Origin of the sequence: Mycolicibacterium aromaticivorans JS19b1 = JCM 16368 (assembly GCF_000559085.1) — a bacterium.
In the GTDB taxonomy this organism is placed as follows: domain Bacteria; phylum Actinomycetota; class Actinomycetes; order Mycobacteriales; family Mycobacteriaceae; genus Mycobacterium; species Mycobacterium aromaticivorans.
In genome coordinates this window covers 4,942,159-4,958,536 of the sequence record NZ_JALN02000001.1, presented here as the reverse complement: position 1 = coordinate 4,958,536, position 16,378 = coordinate 4,942,159, and the positions used below count along the sequence as shown (strand labels likewise).

13 protein-coding genes are annotated in these 16,378 nt (G+C 68.4%); 2 read left to right on the top strand and 11 right to left on the bottom strand.

Features of this window, described 5'->3' with window-relative positions; translation table 11 throughout:
• The first annotated feature begins 48 nt into the window (after positions 1 to 48).
• The gene (locus Y900_RS23635; protein WP_036344798.1) at positions 49 to 1,848 is read left to right on the top strand and encodes an ABC-F family ATP-binding cassette domain-containing protein; all 1,800 of its coding nucleotides are present in this window, start codon (positions 49 to 51) and stop codon (positions 1,846 to 1,848) included.
• A gap of 1 nt (position 1,849) precedes the next feature.
• Here the strand turns inward: Y900_RS23635 and argH are convergent, their stop codons facing one another.
• From argH to pheS, 10 genes are all read right to left on the bottom strand, one after another.
• Positions 1,850 to 3,262 carry an argininosuccinate lyase gene (gene argH / locus Y900_RS23630; RefSeq protein ID WP_036344797.1) on the bottom strand — a complete coding sequence of 471 codons (1,413 nt, stop codon included), beginning with the start codon at positions 3,260 to 3,262 and terminating at the stop codon, positions 1,850 to 1,852.
• Positions 3,259 to 4,467 carry an argininosuccinate synthase gene (locus tag Y900_RS23625; RefSeq protein WP_036344796.1) on the bottom strand — a complete coding sequence of 403 codons (1,209 nt, stop codon included), beginning with the start codon at positions 4,465 to 4,467 and terminating at the stop codon, positions 3,259 to 3,261. Before Y900_RS23625 ends, argH begins: the two co-directional genes overlap by 4 nt.
• A gap of 24 nt (positions 4,468 to 4,491) precedes the next feature.
• Positions 4,492 to 4,995, bottom strand: a complete 504-nt coding sequence (locus Y900_RS23620; RefSeq protein WP_081845212.1) for an arginine repressor — start codon at positions 4,993 to 4,995, stop codon at positions 4,492 to 4,494.
• Positions 4,974 to 5,903 (bottom strand): ornithine carbamoyltransferase, encoded by a 930-nt coding sequence (gene argF, locus Y900_RS23615; protein ID WP_036344794.1) that lies wholly within the window; start codon positions 5,901 to 5,903, stop codon positions 4,974 to 4,976. The genes Y900_RS23620 and argF overlap by 22 nt, the downstream gene beginning before the upstream one ends.
• Positions 5,900 to 7,066 (bottom strand): acetylornithine transaminase, encoded by a 1,167-nt coding sequence (locus Y900_RS23610; protein ID WP_036344793.1) that lies wholly within the window; start codon positions 7,064 to 7,066, stop codon positions 5,900 to 5,902. Before Y900_RS23610 ends, argF begins: the two co-directional genes overlap by 4 nt.
• Positions 7,063 to 7,935 carry an acetylglutamate kinase gene (gene argB / locus Y900_RS23605; RefSeq protein WP_036344792.1) on the bottom strand — a complete coding sequence of 291 codons (873 nt, stop codon included), beginning with the start codon at positions 7,933 to 7,935 and terminating at the stop codon, positions 7,063 to 7,065. The genes Y900_RS23610 and argB overlap by 4 nt, the downstream gene beginning before the upstream one ends.
• On the bottom strand, positions 7,932 to 9,191 hold the full coding sequence (argJ, locus tag Y900_RS23600; RefSeq protein WP_051660224.1) for a bifunctional glutamate N-acetyltransferase/amino-acid acetyltransferase ArgJ: 1,260 nt from the start codon (positions 9,189 to 9,191) through the stop codon (positions 7,932 to 7,934). The genes argB and argJ overlap by 4 nt, the downstream gene beginning before the upstream one ends.
• The gene (gene argC, locus Y900_RS23595) at positions 9,188 to 10,222 is read right to left on the bottom strand and encodes an N-acetyl-gamma-glutamyl-phosphate reductase (RefSeq protein WP_192827542.1); all 1,035 of its coding nucleotides are present in this window, start codon (positions 10,220 to 10,222) and stop codon (positions 9,188 to 9,190) included. Before argC ends, argJ begins: the two co-directional genes overlap by 4 nt.
• 125 nt (positions 10,223 to 10,347) lie before the next feature.
• Positions 10,348 to 12,843, bottom strand: a complete 2,496-nt coding sequence (pheT, locus tag Y900_RS23590) for a phenylalanine--tRNA ligase subunit beta (protein ID WP_036344790.1) — start codon at positions 12,841 to 12,843, stop codon at positions 10,348 to 10,350.
• A complete protein-coding gene (gene pheS, locus Y900_RS23585; RefSeq protein ID WP_036344789.1) occupies positions 12,843 to 13,886 on the bottom strand; it encodes a phenylalanine--tRNA ligase subunit alpha in 1,044 nt (347 codons plus the stop codon). Before pheS ends, pheT begins: the two co-directional genes overlap by 1 nt.
• 119 nt (positions 13,887 to 14,005) lie before the next feature.
• Between pheS and Y900_RS23580 the strand changes: the two genes are divergently transcribed.
• Entirely contained in the window at positions 14,006 to 15,586 is a 1,581-nt protein-coding gene (locus tag Y900_RS23580) for an FMN-binding glutamate synthase family protein (RefSeq protein ID WP_036344788.1), read from the top strand.
• On the opposite strand, the gene Y900_RS23575 is transcribed toward Y900_RS23580, so the two are convergent.
• Positions 15,587 to 16,375 carry a rhomboid-like protein gene (locus tag Y900_RS23575; protein WP_036347644.1) on the bottom strand — a complete coding sequence of 263 codons (789 nt, stop codon included), beginning with the start codon at positions 16,373 to 16,375 and terminating at the stop codon, positions 15,587 to 15,589.
• Positions 16,376 to 16,378 lie beyond the last annotated feature (3 nt).

Here is a 16,378-nt window from a genome sequence, read left to right as displayed (position 1 = left end):
CCGATCCGCGTCCCGTCGCTTTGGGTTCTCCCCAGTAGCCTCATGCCAGTGGCACACCTGCTCGGAGCTGAAGCCCTGCACCTGCAATTCCCGACCCAGGTGGTCTTCGACTCCGTGACCGTCGGAGTCAACGAAGGCGACCGCATCGGCATCGTGGGCCGCAACGGCGACGGCAAATCGAGCCTGTTGAGCATGCTGACCGGGCAACTGACACCGAATTCAGGACGGGTGACCCGTCGCACGGGCATCCGCGTGGGCGCACTCGACCAATCCGACACGTTGGACGGTGCCAGCACCGTGGGGCACGTTCTGGTCGGCGATCTGGCTGATCACGAGTGGGCCGGTGACCCCAAGGTCCGCGATGTCGTCGGTGGCCTGGTCGCGGATATCGCGTGGGATGCGCTGGTGTCGACGCTGTCCGGCGGTCAGCGCCGCCGTGTCCAGCTGGCCCGGCTGCTGATGGGCGACTGGGATGTGATCGCACTCGACGAGCCCACCAACCATCTCGATGTCGAGGGCATCACCTGGCTCGCCGGGCACCTCAAGACGCGGTGGGCCCGCACCGGCGGCGGGCTGCTCGTCGTGACCCACGATCGGTGGTTCCTCGACGAGGTTGCCCTGACCACGTGGGAGGTTCATTCCGGCCCCAACGGCAGTGTGATCGAACCGTTCGACGGCGGCTACGCCGCCTACATTCTGCAGCGGGTCGAACGGGACCGGCAGGCCGCGACAGTGGAAGCCAAGCGCCAGAACCTGATGAAGAAGGAGCTGGCCTGGTTGCGGCGCGGTGCGCCCGCGCGGACGTCCAAACCGAAGTTCCGCATCGAGGCCGCCAACCAGCTGATCGAAGACGTGCCGCCACTGCGCAACCCGATCGAACTCGCCAAACTGGCGACCGCCCGGCTGGGTAAAGAAGTCGTCGACCTCCTCGACGTCGGCGTGACCTACGACGGCCGACAGGTGCTGCGCGACATCGAGTGGCGGATCGCGCCCGGCGAGCGCACCGGGATCCTCGGCGCTAACGGTGCAGGCAAGTCGACGCTGCTGGGCCTGATCGCGGGCACGGTCACACCCGACAGCGGCAGGGTCAAGCGCGGCAAGACCGTCAAACTCGCGATGCTCGACCAGCAGGCAGGCATTCTCGCCGAGTTCGAGGGCGATATGGTCCGCGAGGTTCTCGCCCAGCTGCAGACCGACTTCTCTGTCGACGGCAAGGACGTCACACCGGCTCAGCTGCTGGAACGGCTCGGCTTCCGCCGCGAACACCTGTCCGCGCGAGTCGGGGAACTGTCCGGCGGCCAACGACGTCGACTCCAGCTGTTGCTCACGATCTTGTCGGAGCCGAACGTGCTGATCCTCGACGAGCCCACCAACGATGTCGACACCGATATGTTGGCGGCCACCGAGGATCTGCTGGACTCCTGGCCTGGCACCCTGATCGTCGTATCCCACGACCGCTACCTGCTCGAGCGCGTCACCGATCAGCAGTACGCGATCCTCGGCGGGCGGCTACGCCACCTTCCGGGCGGCGTGGACGAGTACCTGCGGCTGGCGAAGGCGCAACCCGCCGCCGCGACGCCTGGCTCCCCCACCCGATCCGGCTCCGCACCGTCGTCCGCAGCGCTGTCGGGCGCCGAATTACGCAGTGTGCAGAAAGAGATCACGTCGATCGAGCGGTCGTTGGCCAAACTCGACGGCCGCATCACCGCGATGCATGCCGAGCTGGCCGCGCACGATCAGTCCGACCACGTCGAAATCGGCCGTTTGACAACGGAATTGCGCGCACTAGAAAACGAAGTCGCCGCGGCCGAGGCGCGCTGGCTGGATCTTTCGGAACAACTCGAGTGAATCAGCGCCGCAGACGCAACCGCAGCTTCTCGACGCTGTCCCGCACCACGCCCAGCTGAGCGGCCACCTGGGTCGGCGCGGTGCCGCCGCGGGCGTCGCGGGAGGACACCGACCCGTCGACGGTCAGCACACTGCGCACGTCCGGGGTCAGCTCGCCGCTGATCTCGGCCAGTTCCGCATCGGTGAGCTCATCGAGGCCGACCCCGCGGCCCTCGGCGGTCCGCACCGCGGCACCTGCCGCTTCGTGGGCCACCCGGAACGGCACCCCGCGGCGCACCAGCCACTCGGCGACGTCGGTGGCAAGGGTGTAGCCGGCCGGCGCGAGTGCGGCCATCCGGTCGGTGTCGAATCGCAGGGTCGCGACCAGTCCGGCCATCGCGGGCAGCACGAGCTCGAGTTGAGCCACCGAGTCGAACACCGGCTCCTTGTCTTCCTGCAGGTCCCGGTTGTAGGCCAGCGGCTGAGCCTTCAGGGTCGCCAGCAGGCCGGTGAGGTTACCGATCAACCGGCCCGACTTGCCGCGGGCGAGTTCGGCGATGTCCGGGTTCTTCTTCTGCGGCATGATGGAGCTGCCCGTCGACCAGGCGTCGTGCAGCGTCGCATATCCGAATTCGGTTGTGCTCCAGAGGATGATGTCCTCGGCCAGCCGGGACAGGTCGACTCCGATCATCGCCAGCACGAAGGCAGCCTCGGCGGCGAAGTCGCGAGAAGCAGTGGCGTCGATCGAATTGTCGGCTGCGGCAGCGAATCCCAGCTCCTCGGCGATGGCGTCGGGATCCAACCCCAGCGACGAGCCGGCGAGAGCGCCCGAACCATAGGGTGATACCGCGGTGCGATCGTCGAAGTCGGCGATGCGGTCGACGTCACGCAGCAGCGGGTGGGCGTGTGCCAGGAGGTGGTGGGCCAGCAGCACCGGCTGCGCGGCCTGCAGGTGGGTCTTGCCTGGCATGATCGCCGTCGGGTGAGCGGCGGCCTGCACCGACAGTGCCCCGACCACGTCGAGGGCAGCGTCGGCGACGCGCCGCATCGCATCGCGCAGCCACATCCGAAACAGGGTGGCCACCTGGTCATTTCGTGACCGTCCCGCCCGCAACCGGCCACCGAGATCCGGACCGACCCGGTCGATGAGGCCGCGCTCCAGCGCCCCGTGCACGTCCTCGTCGGTGACCAGCGGGGTGAAGCTGCCGTCGGCGACGTCCTGTCCCAGACTGTCCAGACCGGCGAGCAACCCGTCGCGCTGCTCGTCGGTCAGCAGCCCCGCGGTGTGCAGCACCTTGGCGTGCGCCTTGGAGGCGGCCACGTCATAGGGCGCCAACACCCAGTCGAAGTGGGTGGACTTGCTCAGCGCCGCCAGGGCGGGCGCCGGGCCGTCGGCGAAGCGGCCGCCCCACAACGAGCCCTCGTTGGTGCTCACGTCTGATTGCCTGCCAAGTCCCGGCGGGCGGCGATCTTCGACGACAACCCGTGCACGTGGACGAATCCCTTGGCCGACGACTGGTCGAAGGTGTCGCCCTCGTCGTAGGTGGCGAGGTTGAAGTCGTACAGCGATGTGGGGCTGCGCCGGCCGTTGACCGCGATGTGCCCGCCGTGCAACACCATCCGGATCTCGCCTGTCACATGCTGTTGGGTGTCGGCGACGAAGGCCTCCAGGGAGCGCTTCAGCGGCGAGAACCACAGGCCGTCGTACACCAGCTCGCTCCACTTGCGATCGGTGGTGCGCTTGAACCGGCCGAGTTCACGCTCCAGCGTGACGTGCTCGAGTTCGGTGTGGGCAGTGATCAGCACCATCGCGCCCGGGGCTTCGTAGATCTCGCGGCTCTTGATGCCGACCAGCCGGTCCTCGACGACGTCGAGGCGACCGACCCCCTGGGCACCGGCCCGCCGGTTGAGCTCCTCGATGGCCTGCAGAACGGAAACGCCGCGCCCATCGATGGAGACCGGCACCCCCTTCTCGAAGCCGACGATCACCTCGTCGGGGGTACTCCAGTTCAGCGTCGGGTCCTCGGTGTAGTCGTACACATCCTTGGTAGGTGCGTTCCAGAGATGCTCCAGGAAGCCGGTTTCCACCGCGCGTCCCCACACGTTCTGGTCGATGGAAAACGGCGAGCGCTTGGTGACGTTGATCGGGATGGCGTTCTCCTCGGCGAACGCGATTGCCTTCTCCCGGGTCCAGGCGTAGTCGCGGACCGGGGCCAGCACCTCGAGATCTGGTGCGAGCGAAGCGAATCCGACCTCGAAGCGAACCTGGTCGTTGCCCTTGCCGGTGCAACCGTGCGCGACGATGCCACCGCGGTGTTCGCGGGCCGCGGTCACCAGATGCTTGACGATCAGCGGCCGGCTCAGCGCCGACACCAGCGGGTAGCGATCCATGTACAGCGCGTTGGACTTGATCGCCGGCAGGCAGTACTGCTCGGCGAACTCGTCGCGGGCGTCGACCACGACCGCTTCGACGGCGCCGCAATCGAGGGCACGCTGGCGGACGACCTCCATGTCCTCGCCGCCCTGGCCGAGGTCGATGGCGACGGCCACCACCTCCTTGCCGGTCTCCTTGCCGATCCAGCTGATGGCCACCGAGGTGTCCAGGCCGCCGGAATACGCCAAGATGACGCGTTCGGACATGAAGTGCTCCTTTGCCTTTGGGTTCTAGTGAATGGTCTCGAACATGGTGGCCAGTTGCGCGCCGGTCATCGGCTCGCGGGCCACCACCAGGATGGTGTCATCGCCGGCGACGGTGCCGACGACGTCGGGCAACGCGGCCCGGTCGATCGCACTGGCCAGGTAGTGCGCCGCACCGGGCGGGGTGCGCAACACGGCCAGGTTGCCACTGGCATCGGTGGACACCAGCAGATCGCCGAGCAGGCGGGACACCCGCTCGGTGCCGCCGGATATCCCCCGCACCGGGCTGCCGTCCTCGGGCACGACGTAGACGCCGCTGCCGCCGTCAGCACCGCGCAGCTTGACCGCGCCCAGTTCCTCGAGGTCACGCGACAACGTCGCCTGGGTGACGTCGATGCCCTCGTCGGCCAAGAGCGCGGCGAGCTCACTCTGGCTGTGGACCGACTGGGAGGACAGCAGCGCCACGATCCGGGCCTGCCGCCCGGCCCGTGTGGTGCTGACCTCGCTGGTCACCTGTTCTCCAGCAACCACACCAGCAGCGCCTTCTGAGCGTGCAGCCGGTTCTCGGCCTCGTCCCACACCGCACTGTGCGGGCCGTCGATCACCTCGTCGGTGATCTCGTGTCCCCGGTGGGCCGGCAGGCAGTGCAGCACAACGGCATCGGAGTCGGCGTGGTCGAGAAGGCCGGCGTTGAGCTGGAAGGGCCGGAACGGCACCACCCGGTCGAGGCCGTCGTTCTCCTGTCCCATCGACGTCCAGGTGTCGGTGACCAGGACGTCGGCGCCTTTCGCGCCGGCGACCGCATCGGTGGTGAGTGTGACGGTGGCGCCGGTCTGCCTGCCACGGTGTTCGGCGGCGGCCACGAACATCGGGTGCGGCTCGAATCCGGCCGGCGCGGCGATTGTCACGTGGATGCCCGCGGTCACGCCGCCGAGCATCAGCGAGTGCGCCATGTTGTTGGCGCCGTCACCGAAGTAGGTCATCCGTAGGCCGTTCAGCGAGCCCTTGCGCTCGGCCAGGGTCTGCAGATCCGCCAGCACCTGGCACGGGTGGAACTCGTCCGACAGCGCGTTGACCACGGGAACCGTTGCCGCGGAGGCCATTGCGTTCAGCCGCTGCTGCGCGAAGGTTCGCCAGACGATCGCGTCGACGTAGCGGGACAGCACCCGACCGGTGTCCTCGAGGGTCTCTTCTCGACCCAACTGGGTGGCACGGCCGTCGACCACGACGGCGTGCCCGCCGAGTTGGGCGATGCCCACCTCGAACGAGAACCGGGTGCGAGTGGAGTTCTTGTCGAAGATCACCGCCACGCCGCGCGGGCCCTCCAGCGGGCGCCGGCTCATAGGCTCCTTCTTGAGAACGGCCGCCAGTTCCAGGATCTCGCCCTGCTCCTGCTGGTTCAGGTCGTCGTCACGCAGGAAATGTCTCAGGGTGCTCATCGGGCCGCCTCGTCCAGGATCGCGGGTAGTGCGTGCAGGAAACTGTCGATCTGCGCTTCGGTGATGATCAGCGGCGGGGCCAGTCGCACCACGTCGGGTGCGGCGGCGTTGACCAGGAAACCGGCGTCACGGGCGGCGGTTTCGACGATCTTGCCCTGCGGCGCGGTCAGCACCACACCGCGCAACAGACCCCGTCCCCGGACATGGTCGACCAACGGGTGGCCCAGCGCTTCGATGCCGTGGCTCAGCGTCTTGCCGAGGACGTCGGCGCGGGTGACCAGGTCGTCGTGGGCAAGCACCGTGAGCACCGCCAGGGCGGCCGCGGTGCACACCGGGTTGCCACCGAAGGTGCTGCCGTGTAGGCCGGGGGTCAACAGGTCGGCGGTCGGGCCGATGGCCAGGCAGGCCCCGATCGGCAGCCCGCCGCCGAGTCCCTTTGCCAGCGTGACGATGTCGGGTGTGATGCCGTCGTGCTGGTGAGCGAAGAACGCACCGGTGCGCCCGACACCGGTCTGCACCTCGTCGAGCACCAGCAGTGCGCCGTGGCGGCTGGTGATCTCGCGTGCGGCGACCAGATAGCCCTCGGGCGGCACCACCACGCCGCCTTCGCCCATGATGGGCTCCAGGAAGACCGCCGCGGTGTCATCGCCGACAGCTGCTGCGAGCGCATCGACATCGCCGTAGGGCACGTGAGTGACGAAGCCGGGCAGCGGTTCGAACGGCGCCTGCTTGGCGGGCTGGCCGGTCAACGCGAGCGAGCCCATCGTGCGGCCGTGGAAGGCGTTCTGGGCGGCAACGAGTTTCGTGCGGCCGGTCAGCCGGGTGATCTTGAAGGCGACCTCGTTGGCCTCGGTGCCGGAGTTGCAGAAGAACGCCCGCGCCGGCGCGCCGAGCTGGTCGACCAGCGCTTCGGCCAGCGCGATACCCGGCTCGGTCGCATACAGGTTCGAGGTGTGCCCCAGCGTGTTGAGCTGGGTGGTGACCGCGTCGATGATCGCCGGGTGGCGGTGGCCGAGGATGTTGACAGCGATGCCGCCGAGCAGATCGAGGTAGGTCTTGCCGTTCTCGTCGGTGACGACGGCGCCGTCGCCGCTGGCCAATGCCAACGGCGGGGTGCCGTAGTTGTCCATCATGACGGACTTCCAACGCTCGGTCAGCGTCACGGGTTCATCACCTTCGTTCCGGTGCCTTCATCGGTGAAAAGTTCGACCAGCACGCAGTGTTCGACCCGTCCGTCGATCACGTGCGCGCTGGGCACCCCACCCTCGACGGCCCGCAGGCAGGCCTCGATCTTCGGGATCATCCCGGTCTCCAAGTTGGGCAGCATCTCGGCAAGGGTGACGGTGTCGATCTGGCTGACCAGCGAATCCCGGTCGGGCCAGCGGGTGTAGAGGCCTTCGACGTCGGTGAGCATCAGCAACTTCTCGGCGCCAAGGGCTTTGGCCACCGCAGCTGCGGCGGTGTCGGCGTTGATGTTGTGCACCACACCGTCGGTGTCGGGCGCGATGGTCGAGATCACCGGAATGCGCCCGGCCGCAATGAGATCCAGGACGGCAGCGGAGTTGACGTGATCGATGTCGCCCACCAGGCCGATGTCGGTGAGAACACCATCGACGGTGACGCCGCGTCGTACCGCGGTGAGCAAATGTGCGTCCTCCCCGGTGATGCCGACCGCATACGGGCCGTGGGCGTTGATGAGGTTCACCAGCTCGCGCCCGACCTGACCGAACAGCACCATCCGGGCGATGTCGAGCACCTCGGGGGTTGTGACCCGGAATCCGCCTTTGAATTCTCCTTCGATGCCCAGCCTTTTGAGCATGGCGCTGATCTGCGGACCGCCGCCGTGCACCACGACCGGGTGGATACCGGCGTTGCGCAGGAACACCATGTCGTCGGCGAATGCGGCCTTGAGCCGGTCGTCGGTCATGGCGTTGCCGCCGTACTTGATGACAACGATCTTGTCGTTCAGTTGCTTGAGCCAGGGCAGCGCCTCGGCGAGCACCGTCGCCTTGGTGTTCACGGTCGCGGTCATGAGCTGTAGGCCGAGTTCTCCTCGACGTACGCGTGCGACAGGTCGGTGGTGCGGATGGTCGCGCGCCCGCCGCCGAGCTTGAGATCGACAGTCACCTCGATGTCCGGGCCCGCCAGGTCCACATCGCGGGCCCCCTGGGCGCCGGCCCCGTCGATGCACACCGGGAAACCGTTGAACGACACGGTGATCCGCTGGGCGTCGATCTCGAACGGCACCATCCCGACGGCGGCGAGCACCCGTCCCCAGTTCGGGTCGGAGCCGAACAGCGCCGTCTTGACCAGGCTGTCGCGCGCGATGATCCGGCCTGCGGTCACCGCGTCGTCGTCACTGGGTGCCCCCGTGACGGTGATCGCGATGCGCTTGGTCACGCCTTCGGCATCGGCCTGCAGCTGCGCGCAAAGGTCGTCGCACACCCGCAGCACGGCCGCGTCCAGATCGTCCTGGCTGGGCGCGATCTCACTGGCGCCGGAGGCCAGCAGCAGCACCGTGTCATTGGTCGAGCAGCTGCCGTCGACGTCGAGGCGGTCGAAGGTCTTGGCGGTGGCCCGGCGCAACGCGGTGTCCAGCGCGGCGGCGTCGGCCACCGCGTCGGTGGTCAGCACCACCAGCATCGTCGCCAGCGACGGGGCCAGCATGCCCGCACCCTTGGCCATGCCGCCGACGGTCCAGTTCTCCCCCGTTTCCGGGGCATGGTGCAGGGCAACCTGTTTCGGGACGGTGTCGGTGGTCATGATGGCCCGCGCGGCCTCATCACCGCCGGTCAGCCCACCACCGAGTTCGTGGACGATCTCCGTGACACCGGCCAGCACCTTGTCCATCGGTAGCCGATCGCCGATCAGGCCCGTCGAACAGACTGCGACCTCCACCGGGCCGGTCTCGGTGCCCCACTGCGACAGCGCCCCGGCGACAGCCTCGGCGGTGGCGTGGGTGTCCTGGAAGCCTCCCGCACCGGTACAGGCGTTGGCGCCACCGGAGTTCAACAACACCGCGCGCAGCCGGCCGGTGGTGAGCGCCTGCTGGCTCCACAACACCGGGGCCGCCTTGACCTGGTTTCGGGTGAACACCCCTGCGGCTGCACAGTCGGGACCTTCGTTCAACACCAGCGCCAGGTCGAGCGCGCCGGATTTCTTGATACCGGCCGCGATTCCGGTCGCGCGGAACCCCGCAGGCGCGGTAACCCCCTGGGTACGAACCAGTTTGGCCTGATCCGCGGTGCCCGTTCCCAGGTCGCTCCGCTCCCGCCCTCCGATTGTCATGGCGCCACTCCCACGATCGACAGTCCTTCGGTCTCGCCCCAGCCGAGCGCCAGGTTCATCGACTGCACCGCCGCACCGGCGGTGCCCTTCACCAAGTTGTCGATGGCGCACACCGCGACCAGCACGCCGGCGTCGGCGTCGACAGCGACCGCCAGCTGGGCGGCATTGCTGCCGATCACGGCACCGGTGCGGGGCAATTGGCCTTCGGGCAGCAGATGGATGAACGGTTCGGCGTCATAGGCCTTTTCGTACGCCGTGCGGATCTCGGACACCGACGCCTGGGTGCGGGCGGTGCAGGTGGCCAGAATGCCGCGGGACGTCGGGATCAACACCGGAGTGAACGAGACCGTGACGTCGCGATCGGTGACCGCCCGCAGGCCCTGCGCGATTTCCGGGGTGTGCCGGTGCGCTCCGGCGATGTTGTACGCGCGCGCCGACCCGATGACCTCCGAGCCCAGCAGGTCGACCTTGGCAGCGCGGCCCGCGCCGGAGGTGCCGCTGACCGCCACCACGGTGACCGCAGGCTCGACCAGGTCGGCGGCGACCGCGGGCAGCAACGCGAGCAGCGCTGCGGTCGGATAGCAGCCGGGTACAGCGACGCGGGTGGCGTCCCGCAGCCGGTCCCGCCCACCGGGCAGTTCGGGCAGCCCGTAAGGCCAGCTGCCCGCATGCTCCGAACCATAGAACCGCTGCCAGTCGCCGGCGTCGGTGAGCCGGAAGTCGGCGCCGCAGTCGATGATCACGGTGTCATCGCCGAGCTGCTCGGCCAGCGCCGCCGAGTGGCCGTGCGGAAGGGCCAGGAACACCACGTCGTGGCCAGCCAGGATCTCGGTCTCGGTGGGCTCGAGTACCCGGCCGGCCAGCGGCAGCAGGTGCGGGTGATGTTCGGACAGCTGAGTGCCCGCACTGGCGGCGGCGGTCAGCGCGCCGATGGTCAGGCGGCCGTCGGCGTACGCCGGGTGTCCGAGCAACAAGCGCAGGATCTCACCGCCGGCGTAGCCGCTGGCGCCGGCAATCGCCACCGAAGTCATCCCGTGATTCTGCATGGTTATGCAACCGTATGCAAATTCATTCTGAACCCCTTGTCGAGATCGACGAAATGCTGCGATCTCCTCGCACAACGTCGGCCAAACGTCGGTTTGGGCGCGGCGAGGGATCAGCCCCGCAGCTCGGCGCCGACCCGCTCGGCAGCCGCAGCCACCGCCGCATCGCGGGCGGCGCTGGCCTCGTCCTCGGTCAGCGTCCGGTCCGGCGCCCGGAAGCGCAGCGCCAGCGTCAGCGACTTGCGGTCCGCGCCGATCTGCGGCCCGGTGTAGACGTCGAACAGTGCAACATCTTCCAGCAGCTCACCGGCGCCGTCACGAACGGCGTCCACCACCGCCGCAGCGGAGACATCACCGGCGACGACGAGGCTGACGTCCTGGAAAACCGCCGGGAACGGCGACACCCGCGGGGCGGGCAGCGTCTGGACGATCGGGACGGCATCCAGGTCCAGTTCCAGTGCGCAGGTGCCCTTCGGCAACCCGGAGCGCTCGATGACCGACGGATGCAGCTGCCCGGCATGGCCGACCACCTGCCCGTCGACGAGAACCTCGGCGCAGCGGCCGGGATGCCACGGCAGGTACTGCGCTGCGCGCAGCGTCACGTCGACACCGCAGGCGCGGGCGATGGTCCGCACCGCCTCGAAAGCGTCGGCAGCCTCCACCGCACGCCCGGGACCCCAGGGTCCGCGGGGCTCGCGCAGCCCCGTCAGCACGGCACCGACGTGCACCGGCTGACTGGGCAGAGAGGCGTCCAGTGCCGCGATCTCCTCATCGCTCGGCCTGCGGTGCGTCGGGATCAACTCGACACCCGTGGTCTGGTCGGTGGGGTACACCACCTGCGCGATGGAGAACAGCGCGACGTCGCCGAAGCCTCGGGACACGTTGCGGGACAGCGCTTCCAGCAGAGCCGGTAGCAGCGTGGTGGCAAGGCTGGGGCGGTCGGCCTCCAGCGGATTGAGCACCGTGGTGGTGACCCGGCGCGGGTCGCGGTCCGGCAGGCCCCAGGCGTCGAAGACGCCGGCGGGCAGGAACGGAGTGGGCAGCACCTCGACAAAGCCGGACAGGCCCAGCGCCTTGCCGACAGCCCGTCGCCGCTTCTGCGCCGCGGTCAGGCCGCGGCCGGCGGGTGCGGTGGGCAACACCGACGGGATCTTGTCCAGGCCTTCCAGCCGCAGCACCTCTTCGACCAGGTCGGCGGGCTGCGCCAGATCCGGGCGCCAACTGGGCGGCGTGACGACGAGGATGGCCGGGTCGGCCTCGTCCTCGGTCACCTCGGCGCCGATCTGGGTCAACCGCCTGACCGTGGTGCCACCGTCGTATTCCACCCCGGCGAGCTGATCGGGCAGATCGAAGCGGATCCGCACCGGTGGCGGGGACCAGTTGTCGCGTGGCGGGTCCCCGCGCCAGTCGGTGAGGGTGGGTTCGATGGTGCCACCGGCGATCGAGGCGAGCAGCCGGGCGCAGCGATCGACCGCGGCAACGGAGATGGCGGGGTCGACGGAGCGTTCGTAGCGCCGGCCCGCCTCGCTGACCAGGTGCAGACGACGGATGGTCCGTGACACCGCGGCCGGATCCCATACCGCCGCTTCCAGCAGGATGTCGGTCGAGTCGTCGTCGATCTCGGTGGTGCCCGCGCCCATCACGCCGCCAATGGCCGCCGTCGCGACATCGTCGACGATCAGCACGTCGGCCGGGTCGAGTTTGCGTTCGATATCGTCGAGCGTGACGACGGTCTCCCCCGGCTTGGCGAACCGCACCACGAATTCGCCGTTGATGCGGCTGCGATCGTGTGCATGCATCGGGTGGCCGAGCTCGAGCATCACGTAGTTGGTCACGTCGACGGCGGGTGAGATGGGCCGGATACCGCACAGCATCAGCCTCCGGCGTAACCACCACGGCGACAATGCATTCGGATTGATGCCGGTTACCGGCCGCAACGCGAACCGGCTGACGCCGGTCTCCGGCTCGACAGTGACCGGGAGCGCCACACCCTCGGCGGGCAGTGGCGGAATATCGGCCGGGTCGCCGTAATCCAGGTCGTAGGCACAGGCGATTTCGCGGGCGATGCCACGCACCGACATGCCGTAACCGCGGTCCGGGGTCACCGCCAGGTCGAAGATCACGTCGTCGAGCCCGAGCACGCCGATACCGTCCGCACCAGGCTCAGCGGTGTCCGGCGGCAGCACGAGAATGCCGGAATGATCGGAACCCAAACCCAATTCGGCCGTCGAGCAGATCATGCCGTCGGAGAGCCGGCCATAGGTCTTGCGGCTGGCGATGTGAAAATCACCCGGAAGCGTGGTGCCGGGAAGCGCGACGACAACAAGATCATCTACCGCGAAGTTCGTCGCACCGCAGACGATATCGCGATCCCCGTCCTCACCGACATCAACCTTGCAGGCCCGGATGGGTTTCTTGAACTCGGTGAGTTCTTCGATGGCGGTGACCCGCCCGATGGTCAGCGGACCACTCACCGGGCCGAGGGCGACGATGTCCTCAACCTCGTGGCCGACGCGGATGAGGGCCTGTTCGAGGTCGTGCGGTTCGACATCCCAGTCGGGTGCGCCGCGCTGCACGACTTCACGCAGCCAGCTGTAGGGAAGGCGCATCAGACTCCGACCCCGAACGGCAGCGAGAACCGCACGTCGCCTTCGACCATGTCGCGCATGTCGGGGATGCCGTTGCGGAATTGCAGCGTGCGCTCGAGGCCCATCCCGAATGCGAAGCCCGAGTAGACCTCCGGATCAATACCCGCGGCGCGCAACACGTTCGGATTGACCATGCCGCAGCCACCCCACTCGACCCAACCGGGGCCGCCCTTCTTGTTCGGGAACCAGATGTCCACCTCGGCCGATGGTTCGGTGAACGGGAAGAAGTGCGGCCGCATCCGAGTGCGGGCGCCCTCGCCGAACTCGGAGCGTGCGAACGCGTCCAGCGTGCCGCGCAGGTGGGCCATGGTCAGCCCGCGATCCACCGCGAGCCCCTCCACCTGATGGAAGACCGGGGTGTGGGTGGAGTCCAGCTCGTCGGTGCGGAACGTACGCCCGATCGACACGATGTAGACCGGCAGCTCCCGGTCGAGCAGCGTGCGCACCTGCACCGGGGAGGTGTGGGTGCGCAGCAGCTGGCGCGAACCCTCCGGGGCGATGTGGAACGTATCGGACTCGCTGCGGGCCGGGTGGTCGGGCGGAAAGTTCAGCGCATCGAAGTTGAATTGCTCGGTCTCGACCTCGGGGCCTTCGGCCAGCTCCCAGCCCATCGCGATGAACGTGTCGGCGACGTGCTCGGCCAGGATGGTGATCGGGTGCCGCGCCCCGACGGGCTGCCGTGTCGAAGGCAGCGTCACGTCGATGGCCTCGGCAACCAAGACCGCCGCGTCACGTTCGGCGCGCAGCACCGCCAGTCGCTCGTCGTAGCTGCGCTGGGCGTCGCCACGGGCGACGTTCACCAGCTTGCCCGCCTCGGCGCGGTCGGCCTTCGGTAGTGTCGCCAGCGCCTGACGGGCCAGTGCGAGCGGCGCGCGGTCGCCAAGGTGATCAGTCTTGGCGCGAGCCAGCGCGTCCAGGTCGGCCGCCTCTTCGAAGGCGAGCCGGGCCGCGCTGACGGCGTCGGTCAGCGATTCCTGCGACAAGTCGACGGGTTGGGAACCCACGCGGCAAGACACTCCTTTTTCGCAGCTGGGCTTATTTCCGCCACGGATGTGACGCAAGTGCCGATCATAGGTGATGCCAGAATGACGCCCCGCAGGCATTTCACCCTCAAGGGAGCCCGATGCTCAGAGCCCTCGCCGTCACATCCCTGTGGCTGGTGGCACTGGCCGCCGCGGGGCTCGCGCTGGCATGCAGTCCCTGGTGGTGGCTGATTGCGGCGCCGCTGGTGGCGATCGCGGCGTTGGGCACCTGGGACCTGCTTCAGACCCGGCACACCCTGCTGCGGTCCTACCCGGTGCTCGCGCACGCCCGCTGGCTGGCCGAGGCGATGCGCCCCGAGATCAGGCAGTACTTCATCGAGTCGAACACCGAGGCCAGTCCGTTCGATCGAGAGACCCGCGACATGGTCTACGAACGGGCGAAGGGCACCAAGAGTGATGAGCCGTTCGGCACCGAACGGGACGTCAACGCGCTGGGCTACGAATTCCTCCGCCACTCCTTGCGGGCTCACTTCGCGTCCGAACTGGCACCCCGGGTGCGGCTGGGCGGTCCGGACTGCGCGCAGCCTTACGACATCGCGCTGTTGAACGTCTCGGCGATGAGCTTCGGTGCGCTGTCGGGCAATGCGATCGAGGCCCTCAACGGCGGCGCCGCCCGCGGCGGATTCGCCCACGACACCGGTGAGGGCGGTATCAGCCCCTATCACCTCAAGCACGGCGGCGACCTTATCTGGGAGATCGGCTCCGGCTATTTCGGGTGCCGCGACGCCGGTGGGCACTTCGACGCCGCACTGTTCGAGGAGAAGGCGGCCGGGCCGACGGTGAAAGCGATCTCGATCAAGCTGTCTCAGGGCGCCAAGCCCGGCCTCGGCGGGGTGCTGCCCGGCGCCAAGGTCAGCGCGGAGATCGCCGCCACCCGTGGCGTGCCGATCGGGCAGACGGTGGTGTCGCCGCCGGCACACACCGCCTTCAGAACCCCGCTGGAGATGATGCATTTCATCGCAACGCTGCGAAGCCTGTCCGGCGGTAAACCGGTCGGATTCAAACTCTGCATCGGTGCGCGCACCGAATTCCTGTCGATCTGCAAGGCGATGCTGCACACCGGGATCACGCCGGACTTCATCATTGTCGATGGCGCTGAGGGCGGAACCGGGGCGGCGCCACAGGAATTCGAGGATCACGTCGGAATGCCGCTGACCGAGGGTCTGATGCTGGTGCACAACTCCCTTGTCGGGACTGGGTTGCGCGGCCACATCAGGATCGGGGCCTCGGGCAAGGTCGCCAGCGGGGTCGACATCGTCAGCCGCATCTGCCAGGGTGCGGACTTCACGATGTCCGCCCGGGCGATGATGTTCGCGATCGGGTGCATTCAGGCGATGAAGTGCAACACCAACAGATGTCCGACCGGTGTGGCCACCCAGGACAACGCCAGGGCCCGGGCGCTCTACGTTCCCGACAAGACCGAGCGCGTGGTCAACTTCCAACGCGCGACGGTGGCCAGCGCCGCTCAGATCGTCGCCTCGATGGGACTCAACGGATTCGACGAGCTGGAGCCGTCGATGCTCAACCGCCGCATCGAGGGTCAGCGCACCCGCACCTACGCCGAGATCTACGACTGGCTGATGCCCGGGGAGCTGCTCGACGATCCACCGGAGTCGTGGCGGTCGGACTGGATCGAGGCGTGCGCCGAGGAGTTCCGCTAGCTAGGCGGGCTGCGGCGCGGGCATCAGCAAGGCCCTGCGCACCGCGCGCCGACGGGAAACGTGCGCAGCGGTCAACGCGCCCAGCACGCCCAGCGTCGATGTCGTGAGGATCGACAGCCCGGTGTTGGCCATGATCAGGTAGCCGAACGCCGCCGCGACAGCGAGCAGCGCGTACCGCGCGGTGGTCCAGTGCGCGGGATGGCCGAATCGGGTGCCGACCGCCATGCCGAGAACCAGTGCCACGCCATGGCCGACGTTGGTGAAGTCACCGAAGGTTCCGACGGCCGAACCGACCGCGACCGCCAGCCACCATCCGGTCCACGCCGCGCGCCACTGGCGCGGTATCGCCGCGGTCAACGCGCCGAGCACACCGACGGCCCCGTAGCTCATGCCGACGTCGGTGGCGTTGACGATCGACCACGAAGCCAGCCCGGCTGCCAACGCACCTGCCAGGCCCGCTGCGACGAGCAGCGTCGCACCGACATGGCCGACGACGAAGGCCACCACCATCCGGCGACTGTGCCACAACAGTTCGGCCAGGCCGAGGATCGCGAACAAGCCGGGCAGCCAGATGTAGATAGGTCCGGTTTCAATGACGAACGCGCTGCCGATCAGCGTGCCGATGCGGCCGTGCGCGAGATTGTGCAGGTTGGTGCTCGCATGCCAGATGACCTGTTCGCGGAAGTGCGGGCCGAGCGCCAGCAGCACGGCCGCCACCGCCACGAGCGCGGCGGTGTAACCCAGGGTGACGCGGAGGCGGACCAGCCTCCTCAGCAGTGAAAGGACCATCTC

What these genes read in the sequence shown, in the direction of transcription:
- Y900_RS23625 (WP_036344796.1), bottom strand. Translation starts at nt 4,467, where the DNA reads ATGTCCGAACGCGTCATCTTGGCGTATTCCGGCGGCCTGGACACCTCG.
- argF (WP_036344794.1), bottom strand. Translation starts at nt 5,903, where the DNA reads ATGAGCACCCTGAGACATTTCCTGCGTGACGACGACCTGAACCAGCAG.
- argB (WP_036344792.1), bottom strand. Translation starts at nt 7,935, where the DNA reads ATGACCGCGACCGTGAACACCAAGGCGACGGTGCTCGCCGAGGCGCTG.
- argJ (WP_051660224.1), bottom strand. Translation starts at nt 9,191, where the DNA reads ATGACAATCGGAGGGCGGGAGCGGAGCGACCTGGGAACGGGCACCGCG.
- argC (WP_192827542.1), bottom strand. Translation starts at nt 10,222, where the DNA reads ATGACTTCGGTGGCGATTGCCGGCGCCAGCGGCTACGCCGGCGGTGAG.
- pheT (WP_036344790.1), bottom strand. Translation starts at nt 12,843, where the DNA reads ATGCGCCTTCCCTACAGCTGGCTGCGTGAAGTCGTGCAGCGCGGCGCA.
- Y900_RS23580 (WP_036344788.1), top strand. Translation starts at nt 14,006, where the DNA reads ATGCTCAGAGCCCTCGCCGTCACATCCCTGTGGCTGGTGGCACTGGCC.
- Y900_RS23575 (WP_036347644.1), bottom strand. Translation starts at nt 16,375, where the DNA reads ATGGTCCTTTCACTGCTGAGGAGGCTGGTCCGCCTCCGCGTCACCCTG.